Origin of the sequence: Aureisphaera galaxeae (assembly GCF_028561275.1) — a bacterium.
Taxonomy (GTDB): domain Bacteria; phylum Bacteroidota; class Bacteroidia; order Flavobacteriales; family Flavobacteriaceae; genus Aureisphaera; species Aureisphaera galaxeae.
Genome location: NZ_JAQQTF010000002.1, coordinates 424828 through 439262 on the forward strand (window position 1 = coordinate 424828; position 14435 = coordinate 439262).

A 14435-nucleotide genomic window follows, 5' to 3' on the forward strand; every position below is an offset into this window, starting at 1 on the left:
GTGAAAGAGCGGTCTCTTATATAAAGAGCCGCTCTTTTTTATTCCATAACTGCCATACGATTTAACAACAGTTAGAGGTGTTACAGTTTCGCTTAAAGGCAATATTATTGTCAAAACGAGCCAGTTTCATGGCATTTACCGAAAAACCGGGTCGAATGATCTCTATGTTCGACATATCTGCTTCGGTGCTCACTGAGAATAATAGAGAATCGTCCTTACTGCAGGGAATCCATTTAAACGGTCCCACTACCGCAAAGTCACCTGGATTTATGTCATCAATTCTGCGAACAGGTGTTTGTAATGGCATGAAATCCTGTGGCCAGCAAAGGTCTTCTTTTGCTTTATCGCAACAGTTCGGGGTATTCCTGAACCCTTTCACTTCAACCGGTACGTCTTCCAAGCCCCTGTTTCTAACAATGACATAGGCATAATTCACTTCCCCACAAATAGGCATTTGGTTTTCATTCCCATTGTCGGGCTGATGGCGGTTCCAAATGTCTAATGTATCGCAAATGTCTTCAGAGTATTCGTATTCCCCGTTTCTTCCGTCGTCGATGTACACATCATATACCGGAGGCAATCCGTTAAAGGCATTCTGCTTTTCGAAGGCCCAGCGAATTACTTTATGCACTACCCGTCCTATATGGCATTCGAAATCTACGGTGACCATATCCGATTGCATCATTACATTGGCCCAGTTTTCGGGCGAATTACTATTGGTAACCGGAGTTAAGGACCCCACCGAGAAGAAAATAAGATAAGCGGTGTACCTCGCGGCCCATTCTCGGGTACAGAGGTCATCACTGTCCCCTCCCAAGGCTTGGTACAGTCTAAAATGGCAAGAAGATAGGATTTGCTCACTTCCGTAGCCACCATCATCATTGGCGCCATACCATCCCCAGCCTGTTGCTGTGGTTCGGTCGTGACGTCTATCGATTCCGGGATTGGATATGGTTAACCAAGGGAAGGTTAGGAAACGGTCTGGATCTATGGATCTGGGATCCATGAGTACCGCAGCCAAACTATCTCCTACACTATGGCAGAAACCTAGGTTGGGAGAATGTACGTTGTCCCAAAGTACGGCATGTCCAAATTCGTGCAGTGTAATACGTTTGCTCAACGAGATTCCCACCGTCGTTCCGGCTTGCATTACCCCATAATGGAATCCACCCGAACCATCCCCCGCTGCATTACCGGGAGCACAGGCATTTACACAACCAAAGAAGCCGTCGTGGTCTACCGGTACTGGGAATGTAGTTCCGTCAAAGTAAACCGACATATCGAAGCCCATATCCGATACCAGTCGGAACAGGTAGTCATTATGTACATAGGCATTCACTGCTGCGAAATCGGCTGTGGGTACATCATAATTGAAGTTTCCAGGTGAAGTTGGGTCTACGGTGGCCGGTGGCGTAAGGTTCACCAATTCTACATATTCTCCACTTAATACATAAGGAGGAACCAATGAATTGAGATTGGCAATGGCGCGAGGGTTTCTTATGCCATTCAATACGGCTAATGGCGATGTTGGTAAAATGCTAATATCGCCAGTCATGGCACTGGGTGCGTCATCGTATACAAATCCGCCAAGATTATCAGCAAATACACGTACATATAAGACGCTTCCGGAGTTATTCTCAACGATCATACGCCAGTTGATGGCCCCCCAAGGCATGTTGGTAGAAAATAAGACCTCGGTAGCACTGTAGAAAGTGCCTTCTTTAATGTCTTTGCCTAATTCTGGGATTCGAAGATGAGGGAGCTCCCTGAAGATTCCGACGTTTTCAAGATCATGTCCACCTTTTTCATCCCCATGGCTATGTTGGCGCTCTTCCTCTCTGTACTGATAAATTATAGGTTTTTCGGAGTTGATCTTGATCCCAAATTCGAAATGGGAAGGATCTATCTTAAGCACTTTCAATCGCTTAATGTTTCTGTCTATATCCAATGCCTGCGAAATGAACTCGGGACTCACCCTTTCGTAGAGCTTAGATACCTTCAGCTTTTTCATTTTAGATGGCATCTTGGCATCATATCCTTTGGATGCCATGGACAAAACCCCATAGCTTTCGCTTTCGTAAGTGAGGTTAATTCCGTGGTCCCATACAGGAACTCCTTGGTAGTATAATTGATATAAGGTAGTGCTAACTCCTTTTAAGGTTCTGGAAACGGAAGGCATATAATACAATGCATCTCCCGATTTTACTTTTTTAGTGGCTTCTGAATAAAACGGAATTTCACCTGTAAATTCCTTACGCAGATACGCCCCCAAATTTCTCTTTCCCCTTTGTTTTCCTACAAAATAGGGGGTTGAGTGAAATTGCTCTGTCTTCATGATATCTATGATTTAATTTTGCTGTTTTCTCCTTTTTTGCAAACCGATTTCATCGGAATGAGCAAAAGCATAAAATTAAAGCATGGAAGTCATGATTTTTAGGGTTAAATAGCTGATATTCAATAGGAAAAACCCTTAATCTTTGGAATGGGTTTTAAGATAGTCTCTGTAAGGAGGACTTAATTTTTCTTTTTTGAAGGTGGAGGAGGTGGAGGTGGAGGTGGAGGTGGAGGAAGTAAGCCTGTGTTTTGCTTTTCCCTTTCCTTGTTTTTCAACGCTATCTCGGCTTTGGTAAAAAATAATAATTCGTCGATCAATGTATCTTCCTCGTTTTTGAATAGCACTTTAATTAGTAAATTCTCGTCTCCCGTTTTGTAATCGAATACATTGATTATAAAAACCGACCCATTTTCTTCGTATTCAGACCAAATAAAATAGTGCCCAGAATTTTGTTTGTATTTGAACATTTCGGTCTGCAATGCATCTAATTTGGCTGCTAGGGGAGTTCCCCTTTTCACTTCGTCGAAAAAAGAGGAAAGCCCCGTAATGCTAGTGCCCAATTCGGTCGCAATAATGAATTCCTTAACCTTTAAATATAGGTTCCTTTTATTGGGCTTCTTTTTGAGATAGTCGTCGATTAGGTTATCTGCAATTTTGAAATTTTCACAGGACAACCGCAGTCTATGGATCAATAATTCATCAAAAACAGTATATCCGTTATTCCTTGAATTTTCAATCTTATCCAAGGCGTTATTCCATTCCATTTGGTTTGCGGAAAGTGCGGTGGTAATCATAGACCGCACCTTGCCTTCGGTCAATTGCGTACTATTTTCAATTGTATTTAACTCGTTACAAATCTCGGCAGCGACTTTATCCACAATGGCAGTTTCCGATTGACAATAGGTGTGTAAAGGGATAAGAATAAGTAATAATGCAATGAGTCGCATACAACGGTCTTTTCGGAGTTTCTTGCTAAATACGGTGTATCATTACCGGAAAGAGCAAATTCGACATCCGCTTCTTAATTTGTTATGATGATCGTATTCCCGCTTTTCTGAACCCGATATTGTAGCATAGGAAATAGGTCCTGATCGCTTTCATGCAGGCCGAATAACGCCAAAGCATAGGAGTTTTCATCGTCCGTACATGGGCAGGTCGCAATAATTCCGTTGAGGTCCATACCCGAACAACCGTTAGGTACATGGTTGGGATCACTTAAATCATAGGCAAATATCTGGGTAGCACTTTGGCGATATACGGCAATGCCGCGAATCCCCTGAGAGGGCAATACTACTGTGTTTCCGTCGAAATTAAGGGGGTTGAATTGAGGTAAATTAAGATTGAGACTCAAGTTTACCAATGGTGGTGTGAGATATGGATTATTATCATTCCCGTTGCCATTATCATCATTTTTACAGGCAACCAGCAATAAAATCAGCGAAAAAAGGGTAAAAAGTCGTTTCATAGCAGCAGTATATTAGCCGAATACGAAAGTACGTAAAATCGGCAAAAAACTAATTTTTTGTATATTTGTATAACAAATCCCGTCCCGTATGGGATTTTTTGTGTTTAAATGTAAGGGCTTTGCAAAAGCGGGCACTTACATTTTAGATTGTAAACGTGTTCGAATACACAAACGATGAAGTTATGAGTAAAGTATCTTATTATACTGCAGAGGGACTAAAAAAATTAAGGGACGAGTTAAATCAACTAAAAGATATAGAACGTCCTAAAGCATCGCAGGCGATTGCTGAAGCACGTGATAAAGGAGATTTGAGCGAAAATGCCGAATACGATGCTGCAAAAGAGGCGCAAGGTCTCTTAGAAATGCGTATATCCAAACTGGAAGAAACATTGGCGGGCGCCCGATTAATAGATGAATCGCAATTGGACACCTCTAAAGTGCTGGTACATTCTACGGTGAAGATTAAAAACCAGATGAATGGAATGGAAATGACCTATAAATTGGTAGCCCAGAGTGAAGCCGATTTAAAACAGGGAAAAATCTCTGTAGATTCTCCCATTGGGAAAGGTTTGCTTGGAAAGGAAGTTGGCGATGTGGCCGAAATCCAAGTGCCCAACGGGATCATGAAATTTGATGTTATTGAAATATCACGCGACTAGTGCCTTCGATTTTTACCAAGATAATAAACGGTGAAATCCCTTGCTACAAGGTAGCAGAGGACGAAAACTTTATTGCCTTTTTGGACATTAACCCAAATGCCAAGGGCCATACGTTATGTGTGCCCAAACAGGAGATAAATCGCATATTCGATATGGAAGAAAAGCATTATCTGGATCTTATGCGATTTTCACGAAAAGTGGCTAAGGCATTGGAAAAAGTAATTCCCTGTGATCGTATCGGTATTTCTGTGATTGGGTTAGAGGTTCCGCATGTGCATGTGCATCTCATTCCCATCAACGAAATGAAGGATATGACCTTTCAGCACAAAGTGCAACTCACTTCCGAAGAAATGGCGGCTTTGGCCCAGAATATACAGGAATCCCTGTAAATTACTTAAGGAAATAGATAAGAGCAGCAATGGCTACGGCATCCAATAGGATGATGATGTAAGCCAAGGGCTTTAGCTTCATGCCCGTTCCTTTGGGCTGTACCAATTTCCTGTGGTATTCATATACCCGTTCTATATCGTCGGTCCATTTTACAGGAAAGATCTGCTGTTCGCAGCTGTGGCAATACAGAACTTCTTTTATGTCTTTGGAAGCTTTACTGTACAGTTTGTTTTCTTTCTCTTCTTGCGAAAATGAAAATTCAAGCCCTTCGGTAGAATAGCATTCGGGACAGTTGTTATTTACTTTTGAAGTGTGTAGGAGATGGGTTTTCGTTTCCATGGTTAGCGGGTGTATGCCAGTGCCATTTCAAACGTTGTGCCTTCATCTTTAGTGCTTTTGGAAACGTATATTTTTCCTTTGTGATATTCTTCAATAATGCGTTTTGCCAAGGAAAGTCCTAATCCCCAACCGCGTTTTTTGGTCGTAAAACCAGGCTTGAATACCCTTTTGTGATCCCTTTTGGGAATTCCTTTTCCCGTATCACTAATACGAACAAGGGCATACTTTCCTTCCTGACGGACAATTTCTATAGTTATCTTTCCCTGTCCCTTCATGGCATCGATTCCGTTTTTCACCAAATTCTCGATGGTCCAACCATACAGTTGCGAATTGAGGCGCACGGGAATATGGGCTTGAGGGACTTTCAGTTCAAACTCTATCAATTTTGAACTACGGCTTTTCAGGTAGTCGAAAGCCTGTCGTGTTTCTTCAACAATATCTACATTCTCCAGATTGGGAACTGATCCTACTTTCGAGAAACGTTCGGTAATGGTCCTGAGGCGAGAAATGTCTTTCTCCATTTCGACAATGTACTCGGGATTTACATTTTCAACCTTTAAGATTTCGGTCCATCCCACCAGAGACGATAATGGTGTTCCAATCTGGTGTGCCGTTTCCTTGGCCATCCCAGCCCATAGCTTGTTTTGCTCAGAGGATTTGGAGGTCTGATAGAAAAAGTAGATGGCTACAAATAACAGGATAATGATGAGAATGAGCGCTGCCGGATAGTACTTAATTTTATTGATGATGGGCGAGTTGCCATAATACAACGTAGCCATTACTTCATCCTTATAGGTGATATCTATGGGTTTGTATTCCGTCTTGTAGCGGGCAACCATTTTTTTTATTTGAATGGTATCCTTTTCTTCAACACCTTCAAGATTTTTAAGTGTGTATATATTCTCTTTTAGGGTGTGTAAAACCATGGGAGTGGTTTCATTTTTAGTAACGATATCGATGAGGAAACTCCCTTCATCCCCCGAAGAATTAACAGACAGGTTTTGCATCTCCTGTTGCGCTGCCGCCCAGATCTCCATTTTATCACGCTCGTTATCCTTTAATTGATTGAAAAATTGAGTGGTGTTCCAGATAACAAGACCAATAATAATAATAGAAACAACAACAAATAACCAACGGGTGAGCGTGGATTTACTAGGCATATAGGCTACATTTTGGAGCTAAATATAGTCCAAAATATGTAACTAAGGTTCCTTATCCGAAGAAGGATGATCTGGCAATAAAGGACTGGAAGGAAATATGGATCGCAGGAACGCGATGGTTTCTTCTGTAGAAACTTCTGAAGACTCTTTAAATTTCATTCAAAAACTAATATGAAGCAAAGATAAAGGGCCGAATTCTGAACCGTTTTCCGCTAAACAAGAATATGAACCGTTAAACGAAAACCGTTAATAAGATTCCCTTCGCAAATTTTTAGAACCCACGGTCTTTGGGTACATTTGCAGGAATGTTACGAATAGATCCGAACGAAATTTCGACTCCGCAATTGCATGGCTATTTGCTAGGTGCCGTAGCGCCCAGACCGATCTGTTTTGCGAGCACAGTAGATGGAGCGGGAAATGTGAACCTATCGCCCTATAGTTTCTTTAATGTCTTTAGTGCGAATCCTCCCATCATGATATTTTCACCAGCCCGAAGGGTGCGTGATAATACGACCAAGCATACGTTAGAAAATGTGCTCGAAACCAAGGAGGTAGTTATTAACATTGTAAGCCATGCCATGGTACAACAAATGAGTTTGTCTTCTACCGAATATGCCAAAGGAGTGAATGAGTTTGTAAAGGCGGGTTTTACCGAAGTGCCTTCGGAGAAAGTGGCACCCCCTCGTGTAGCCGAAGCTCCCGTTCAGTTTGAATGCAAAGTGAACGATGTTATTGCCTTGGGCGAAGAAGGAGGCGCGGGAAATCTCGTGGTTGCCGAAGTGGTACAATTGCACATTGATGAAGCGATATTGAATGAAGAGGGTAAGATAGATCCGTATAAGATCGATACCGTATCCCGACTGGGAGGCAATTGGTACAGCAGAGCCAAAGAAGGTTTGTTCGAGGTAGAAAAACCCTTGCGAACGCAGGGAATAGGGGTAGATGCCCTTCCCAAAGCTATTCGATTGAGTACTGTTTTAACAGGAAATGATCTTGGACAATTAGCCAATGTAGAAACATTGCCAACGGGAGCCGAATTTTATGTCTCTGAAGCCGAAGATCAACACAAAAGAGCCCATGATTTACTGGAACAGGGCCGTGTAACAGATGCTTGGACAGAACTACTAACCAAATACGATAATTAGGAATAAATTTATAGATACGATGGAAGTACAAGGAAAAATAAAGATGATCGATGAGACCAAAACCTACGGAAACAACGGATTCCGAAAAAGGGAGTTGGTCGTAACTACAGAAGAACAATACCCGCAGCATATTTTAATTGAGTTCGTTCAGGACAAGACCGATTTATTGAATCAGTACCAAGTTGGACAAAGCGTGAAGGTAAGTATCAACTTAAGAGGACGCGAATGGGTAAACCCACAGGGGGAAACCAAATATTTTAACTCTGTGCAGGGATGGCGTATTGAAAACCTAGAGCAAGCAATGAATGCTCCAGACATGCCGCCCATGCCTCCAGCCGATGCTTTTGAACCAGCGACCAATTTTAATGAGGAGGATCATGACGACCTACCGTTTTAAGCTGTAAAGATTTTAGACACAATTGAAATCCCGCTCATGGCGGGATTTTTTTATTTTTAACCCTATGAACATCACCCAGACCATCGAATCGCTTTTTAAGCGCTTTTTACCTTCTCCGTTTGCCATTGCCATTATCCTTACTATTGTTACCATGCTATTGGCATGGCTTTTTACCGAAGCCCCCGAAGGGGAAAACAGTTTTCTAGCGGTGCTATCGTATTGGGAAAGTGGGGTATGGAGCAACGGATTGTTAGTGTTTGCGTACCAAATGATGCTCATTTTGGTATTGGGACATATCCTAGTGCTGAGCCGTCCCATGAACAGCCTTATTCAAGGCCTCACCAACTATGTAACCAACACCACCAATGCTGTGGTATTGGTGAGCGTTACGACCATGCTGGTGTCTTTCTTCAATTGGGGATTGGGGCTTATTTTTGGAGCGATTTTGGCCCGAAAGGTGGCAGAATCGGCCCAGCGCAGGGGATTTAAGATTAACTATCCTTTGGTAGGTGCCGCGGGTTATGTGGGGTTGATGGTTTGGCATGGTGGAATAAGTGGATCGGCCCCGTCTAAAGTGAGTGAGAGTGGTCATTTGGCCAGTTTTATGAACCAAATGGATCCTTCCCTGCAATCGCAACTCCCAGACCTGATTCCTTATTCCGAAACCATTTTCAGTATGTCCAATTTGCTGCTCTTTGGTCTGCTTTTGATACTGGTACCGCTATTCTTGAGTTTTATTTCGAAGAAGTTGCCCACCACCGAAACAAAATTACCGCTTTACAAAGCTTGGGAACCCGAAGATAGAAAGCTAAAAGGTGCTGAGCGCATCGATCATTCCAAATGGATCGGGATAGGCTTTGGGCTTATCGTATTGGTGGCGTTTTTCTATCAGTATTTTGGGAATCTCAGTAAACTGATTATTACCCCCAATATGTTGAACTTTTTCATGTTGGGTCTTGCTTTGATACTGCATGGTAGCTTTGCAAGCTTCTTGAATGCCGTAGAGGAGGCTATTAAAGGAGCTTCGGGAATTCTGATACAGTTCCCATTGTATTTTGGAATTATGGGAATCATGAGTGGAAGCGGAATGGTGGGTCAGATTTCCGACTTTTTTGTCTCCATTGCTACCGAAACCACCTTGCCGTTGTTTACTTTTTTCAGTGCAGGATTGGTGAATATTTTTGTGCCTAGCGGCGGCGGGCAATGGGCAGTACAAGGTCCTATTGTCATAGAATCTGCTTTGAAACTAGGTGTACCCTTGAATAAAGCCGTGATGGCATTAGCGTATGGAGACCAAATCACCAACATGCTACAACCTTTTTGGGCATTGCCCTTATTGGGAATCACCAAATTGAAGGCCAAGGAGATTTTACCCTATACCCTGTTGCTGATGATTTTGGGAAGTACAGTTTTCTTGCTAGGATTGTTATTGCTCTAAAAAGGTAAAACCCCACTGATAATAACTTCATATGTCACTATCAGCGAGGTTAGCTTTGGGTTAGGTCCCGTTTTGAAAATAATTCAAATAACAATGATGATCAAAAAGTTTAGCCGATTTCAAAACGGTTCTTTAAATTTCATAAAAAAAGAGGAGATTTCAAAACAAAACCACTCAATTTAACATGCTTTTTTGCTGAAAAACAATGATTTACCTTTCGTCCGATTTATGGTTCCCGCCGCATGAATACACCACCGAAGAAGGCCTGTTAGCGCTAGGGGGCGATCTGTCATCGGAGCGTTTGTTGCTGGCCTATCGGTCGGGAATTTTTCCTTGGTTTAGTGAAGGGGAGCCTATTTTATGGTGGTCGCCCGATCCTAGGATGGTATTGTTTCCCGACGAATTGAAAGTTTCCAAAAGCCTAAAAAGAACTCTGAAAAAGGAAATATTCAAGGTTACTTTCAATACCCATTTTTCTGAAGTCATTCAGCAATGTGCACAAAAGGTACGTCCTGGACAGGAAAGCACTTGGATTACTCAAGAAATGATCGAGGCTTATGAAAAGCTTCACGAAATGGGACATGCCAAATCGGTTGAAGTGTGGAAAGATGATCGACTAGTGGGAGGATTGTACGGCATCGATCTGCCTGAGTACAAAGTATTTTGCGGAGAAAGTATGTTCAGTCACGAAAGCGATGCCTCCAAAGTAGGCTTTTATTATTGGGTCCAAGAATTGAAGAGTAGGGAATATCGCCTCATCGATTGCCAAATACACACCGCACATTTAGAAAGTTTGGGCGCCAAAGAAATCCCGAGAAGTACTTTTATGAGATTACTAGGAGATTAATATCCCGCTTATTATCAAGCATTTTGCGTATTTTCGTAGTCCAAATATGAGAATATGAAAAACAATTTCTTTACCTACTTGCTAGTATTAACCCTATCCTTTAGTTCCCTATCTCTTATTGCACAGGAGGTTTTGCCCAAAGGATTTACCGAGACTGAAAGACAATTAATCGAAGACTATCAATTTAGTAGTCGATTCACCGATCCGCCAGAAGGCCCTGTTCGAAATATGGCCGAATGGGAAGAAGTGGAATATGTAGTTATTACCTGGGAACCCAGTTTTCCGAACATCCTTCGTCAAATTGTAGCTGCTGCAGTAGAAGAATGTAAAGTGATTATTACCACCCAAAACGAAACTTCGGTAGCCAATTACTTAAGCTCTAATGGAATTGACCTTACCAATGTTAGCTTCTTGGATGAAAACTGGAACAGTATCTGGATTCGAGATTACTTTGCCAATACCATTTATAGTGATGATGTAGGGGAGCTTGGTTTGGTAGATTGGATCTACAATCGCCCACGACCCTTTGACGATGTAATGCCAGAAGCGCATGCGGCTATGTTGGGGATTCCCTTTTACAGTACCACAACGGCACCCAATGATCTAGTAAATACAGGTGGAAATTATATGAGCGATGGTTTAGGAAATGCCTTCGCATCAGAGCTTATTCTCGAAGAAAATGCAGCCGGAAATCCGTATGGGGTAACCCCTAAAAATGAAGCCGAGGTAGATGCGATTATGGAAGCTTACCTAGGGATTACCAATTACATAAAAATGACTCCGCTGCCTTATGATGTCATTAACCATATTGATATGCACATGAAGCTTCTGGACGAAGAAACCTTATTGGTAAGCCGCTATCCAGATGGAGTAGCAGATGGGCCACAGATTGAAGAGAATATCAATTACGTTTTGAATAATTTTCAGTCGGCTTTCGGAACTCCCTATAAAATCAAGCGAATCGATGCTCCGCCAAGTTCTGGAGGATTGTATCCTGATAACGGAGGGTATTACCGAAATTACACCAATGCCCTTTTTATCAATAAAACAGTTCTATTGCCCTTGTATAGACCCGAAGTAGATGGGCCTGCCATAGCGCAATGGGAAGAAATGCTTCCTGGGTATAATATTGTGGGTATTGATGTGGATAACCCTGGGGAAAACCTAATCTCCTTGGTAGGCGCCATACACTGTATTACGCATACTATCGGAGTGGAGAACCCACTATGGATCGTACACCAGCCCGTTACCGAAGCTGCTGGCGGATCTTCCGTGCAATTGGACGCGATGATTAAGCATAATAGCGGTATAAGTAGCGCTTCCGTTTATTGGAGGGAAGAAGGTCAGTCGAGCTATACCGAAGTTCCGATGAGCTTAGATAGCGGTGATAACTGGACGGTTAATCTTACGGTGCCAAATGACAACGTAGTTTTAGAATATTATATCGAAGCAGAAGCTGTTTCTGGAAAAGTTCAGGTAAGACCCATTGTTGCACCCGAAGGTTATTGGCAAATGGAGGTTGGACAACTATCGGTAGATGAGTTTGCCGAAAATAATATTTCCCTACCGTATCCTAACCCTACGCAAGGGGAATTAAACTTCAATCTAAATCAAATTCAAGGGAATGTTACCATGACCATGACCAATATGCTGGGGCAGCAATTAATGCAACAACAGATTCAGAATGCTAATGGAGTGGTGAGCCTTCAATTAAATGATGCATGGAATGGAATTTTACTGGTGACGTTTGAAGGGGATTTCGGTAAGATTACTCGAAAAGTACTGAAGCATTAAGCATCATATACCTCAAAATAAAAAAACCACTTATGATCTAAAGTAAGTGGTTTTTTTATTGTCATTACTTTTAAAAAGACGTTAAATATCATGTATTTCATCGAATAAATTTGCTTTTAAGGCAGATTATCAGCACATTGGGATCAGAAATTTCCCAAAGAAATACTTATGAAACGTATTGCCCCCCTCTTGTGTATGCTGTGCCTTTTTGTGGCTCCTCATATTTCAGCTCAGACCAATACCAAAACCGACGTCAATAAGGATATTGATGTGGCCAAGGTGTATGAGCAAGTGGTAAAAGAAGGCTACGGAACGCCAGAAATCTATCTAAAGCTGGCTAACGAATATTATTTTCAGGGAAATTATCCTTCGGCCAGAAAATGGTTCGAAAAAGTGTTCGAAACCGAAAAACCTACCGACAAGAAGGTTCTGTTTCGTTACAAACAAACCCTTAAGGCTCTAAAAGTGCGATTGGAAGGGAATCCACATCTCGCTGCACTCAACAATTAAACTTCCTCGTACCGAAAACAATCCATTACATGATCGTTGACCATGCCCGTTGCTTGCATATGGGCATATACCACGGTGGTACCTACAAATTTAAACCCGCGCTTTTTTAAGTCTTTACTTATTGTATCACTCAAAGGGGTATTGGCAGGAATGTCCTTCATCTCCTTGAAGGTGTTTTTTATGGGTTTACCATTGGTAAATCCCCAGATGTACTCACTAAAGCTGCCAAATTCCTCTTGTACCTGCATAAAAGCTTGGGCATTGGTAACTGTGGCGTTTACTTTCAGTTTATTCCTAATGATCCCAGGATCCTGCAATAGGGAATCGATTTTTTCTTGATCGTAAGTCGCGATCTTTTTATAGTCGAAATGATCGAATGCCTTTCGGAAATTTTCACGCTTTCGCAGAACGGTAATCCAACTTAATCCTGCCTGAAAGGTTTCCAAGATCAGGAATTCGAAAAGAGTATCATCATCTTTTACGGGGACACCCCATTCTTCGTCATGGTAGGCTACATACAAGGGATCATCCCCACACCAGGCACATCTGTTTTTCATTTGTATCACGGTTTCGGTTGTGTTGAGTGAAGTTAGTAAGATTTCAATAATTTTGCGACTTATTGGTTATGGAAATAATGACAAAAACTTCAAATAAAGAAACCCTGGTCAAAGAACATCTTGCCAAGGGAACATCATACGATACCTACCGAACTTTGGTAGAAGCACATGTTGAAAAAGGAACCAGTACTGGGCCCGAACAAACGGAATCCTTAACGCAATATACCCTGTTGAATCATTCGCGCATGAAACGATTGGACAAGACGGTGAAGATTCCCGAAGCCATTCAGCAGAAATTTGAAAATTTCAAAGGGAAGCAAACTTGGCTGGTCTTGACCGAAAGCTGGTGTGGCGATGCGGCTCAGTCCATGCCCGCCATGAATAAATTAGCTGGATTTACGGAGCATATCGATTTCAAAGTGCTCCTACGTGACGAACACCTAGATTTAATGGACGAGTTCCTTACGAACAACGCTATGTCCATTCCTAAGCTTATTGTTTGGGATCATGAAAAGGAAGAAGTCGTTGCCGATTGGGGCCCTAGACCTTCCATTGCTACGCAAATGGTGAATGATTTTAAGGAAGAGCATGGAACCTTAACTCCCGAGTTCAAAAAAGATCTTCAGGTGTGGTACAACAAAGACAAGTCGCAAAATATTATTGAAGATCTTAGTGATCTTATCCCTTAATGCTGTCCCGGAAATAAATAGGTGATGGTACCCAGCTGCTTGGGTTTGTCACTTTTGGTGGTGAACTTGGCTCTACGGGCATAGGTGAGGGCACTTTCAATGAGGCATCCATTGGTCGTGGTAGAGCTTTGTTTGTTGTAACTGGCTTTGGTTACATTGCCCAAGGCATTTACTTCGATATTTACGACTACGGCACCGCCACTTTCGCAGGTATACACTGGATTCCGAAGGGAAAGGGCCTTTCTGCCATTCAATAGATAACTAATAGTTGTTTTACGATTTACTGCGGTAGGATCGTCTTCCGATTTGTTGGAATCGCGCTTTTTGGAAAGCTTTTCTTTCATTTTTTCTAGGTGATCCTTCGCATCGGTCAAGGCAATATCGTTGGACGAGGTGTCTATTTCTGAAGATTCTTCAATTTCTTGAGATGTTTCTTCTTCATTGAGGGTTTCGGCATTCCGCTCATTCTCTAGTTCACGAATAAACTGCTCGGCTTCATTGTAGGCCGAGTGGGTTTCTATTTTTATATCTTCCGTAGAAACCACAGCAAGCTCTTCTTCCAGAAGCTCTTCCGCATATTCTATAGGAACGCCTTTTTCTTCGGGTTCCTCCTTCTTATGAAGCTTCACACTTACCATAAGCAGCACTAAATTACCGACCAAAAGGCTGGTAATTAAGAAAGCACGGTAGGAATAATTGAAGTTCATAGG

At 42.1% G+C, this 14435-nt stretch carries 16 protein-coding genes; 9 read left to right on the forward strand and 7 right to left on the reverse strand.

Annotated elements, in window-relative coordinates:
• Positions 1-61: 61 nt before the first annotated feature.
• From POV27_RS01705 to POV27_RS01715, 3 genes are all read right to left on the reverse strand, one after another.
• Positions 62-2335 (reverse strand): hypothetical protein, encoded by a 2274-nt coding sequence (locus POV27_RS01705; protein ID WP_272861000.1) that lies wholly within the window; start codon positions 2333-2335, stop codon positions 62-64.
• Between the two features lie 179 nt (positions 2336-2514).
• Positions 2515-3282, reverse strand: coding sequence for a hypothetical protein (locus POV27_RS01710; protein ID WP_272861001.1), 768 nt, complete (start codon positions 3280-3282; stop codon positions 2515-2517).
• 74 nt (positions 3283-3356) lie between these two features.
• Entirely contained in the window at positions 3357-3800 is a 444-nt protein-coding gene (locus POV27_RS01715) for a hypothetical protein (protein ID WP_272861002.1), read from the reverse strand.
• Positions 3801-3982: 182 nt separating this feature from the next.
• Here POV27_RS01715 and greA point away from each other — a divergent pair, with 182 nt between their 5' ends.
• Complete coding sequence (gene greA, locus POV27_RS01720) at positions 3983-4459, forward strand: transcription elongation factor GreA (protein ID WP_272861003.1); 477 nt, start codon at positions 3983-3985, stop codon at positions 4457-4459.
• Positions 4459-4848, forward strand: a complete 390-nt coding sequence (locus POV27_RS01725; protein WP_272861004.1) for an HIT family protein — start codon at positions 4459-4461, stop codon at positions 4846-4848. The genes greA and POV27_RS01725 overlap by 1 nt, the downstream gene beginning before the upstream one ends.
• A gap of 1 nt (position 4849) precedes the next feature.
• Here the strand turns inward: POV27_RS01725 and POV27_RS01730 are convergent, their stop codons facing one another.
• Together POV27_RS01730 and POV27_RS01735 are read right to left on the reverse strand one after the other, a co-directional pair.
• Positions 4850-5188, reverse strand: coding sequence for a hypothetical protein (locus POV27_RS01730; RefSeq protein ID WP_272861005.1), 339 nt, complete (start codon positions 5186-5188; stop codon positions 4850-4852).
• Positions 5189-5190: 2 nt separating this feature from the next.
• Positions 5191-6348 carry a sensor histidine kinase gene (locus tag POV27_RS01735; RefSeq protein WP_272861006.1) on the reverse strand — a complete coding sequence of 386 codons (1158 nt, stop codon included), beginning with the start codon at positions 6346-6348 and terminating at the stop codon, positions 5191-5193.
• Between the two features lie 305 nt (positions 6349-6653).
• Here POV27_RS01735 and POV27_RS01740 point away from each other — a divergent pair, with 305 nt between their 5' ends.
• From POV27_RS01740 to POV27_RS01765, 6 genes are all read left to right on the forward strand, one after another.
• A complete protein-coding gene (locus POV27_RS01740) occupies positions 6654-7493 on the forward strand; it encodes a flavin reductase family protein (protein WP_272861007.1) in 840 nt (279 codons plus the stop codon).
• Between the two features lie 19 nt (positions 7494-7512).
• Entirely contained in the window at positions 7513-7890 is a 378-nt protein-coding gene (locus tag POV27_RS01745; RefSeq protein WP_272861008.1) for a DUF3127 domain-containing protein, read from the forward strand.
• Between the two features lie 64 nt (positions 7891-7954).
• The gene (locus POV27_RS01750; RefSeq protein ID WP_272861009.1) at positions 7955-9328 is read left to right on the forward strand and encodes a short-chain fatty acid transporter; all 1374 of its coding nucleotides are present in this window, start codon (positions 7955-7957) and stop codon (positions 9326-9328) included.
• Between the two features lie 205 nt (positions 9329-9533).
• Positions 9534-10175, forward strand: a complete 642-nt coding sequence (gene aat, locus POV27_RS01755) for a leucyl/phenylalanyl-tRNA--protein transferase (protein ID WP_272861010.1) — start codon at positions 9534-9536, stop codon at positions 10173-10175.
• A 54-nt stretch (positions 10176-10229) separates the two neighbouring features.
• Positions 10230-11969 (forward strand): agmatine deiminase family protein, encoded by a 1740-nt coding sequence (locus POV27_RS01760; protein WP_272861011.1) that lies wholly within the window; start codon positions 10230-10232, stop codon positions 11967-11969.
• Between the two features lie 168 nt (positions 11970-12137).
• Positions 12138-12479 (forward strand): tetratricopeptide repeat protein, encoded by a 342-nt coding sequence (locus POV27_RS01765; RefSeq protein WP_272861012.1) that lies wholly within the window; start codon positions 12138-12140, stop codon positions 12477-12479.
• On the opposite strand, the gene POV27_RS01770 is transcribed toward POV27_RS01765, so the two are convergent.
• Positions 12476-13036, reverse strand: a complete 561-nt coding sequence (locus tag POV27_RS01770) for a DNA-3-methyladenine glycosylase I (protein ID WP_272861013.1) — start codon at positions 13034-13036, stop codon at positions 12476-12478. The genes POV27_RS01765 and POV27_RS01770 overlap by 4 nt on opposite strands.
• 77 nt (positions 13037-13113) lie before the next feature.
• Between POV27_RS01770 and POV27_RS01775 the strand changes: the two genes are divergently transcribed.
• Positions 13114-13725 carry a thioredoxin family protein gene (locus POV27_RS01775; protein ID WP_336375826.1) on the forward strand — a complete coding sequence of 204 codons (612 nt, stop codon included), beginning with the start codon at positions 13114-13116 and terminating at the stop codon, positions 13723-13725.
• Here the strand turns inward: POV27_RS01775 and POV27_RS01780 are convergent.
• Entirely contained in the window at positions 13722-14432 is a 711-nt protein-coding gene (locus POV27_RS01780; protein WP_272861015.1) for an energy transducer TonB, read from the reverse strand. The two genes, POV27_RS01775 and POV27_RS01780, sit on opposite strands and share 4 nt — an antisense overlap.
• Between the last annotated feature and the right edge of the window lie 3 nt (positions 14433-14435).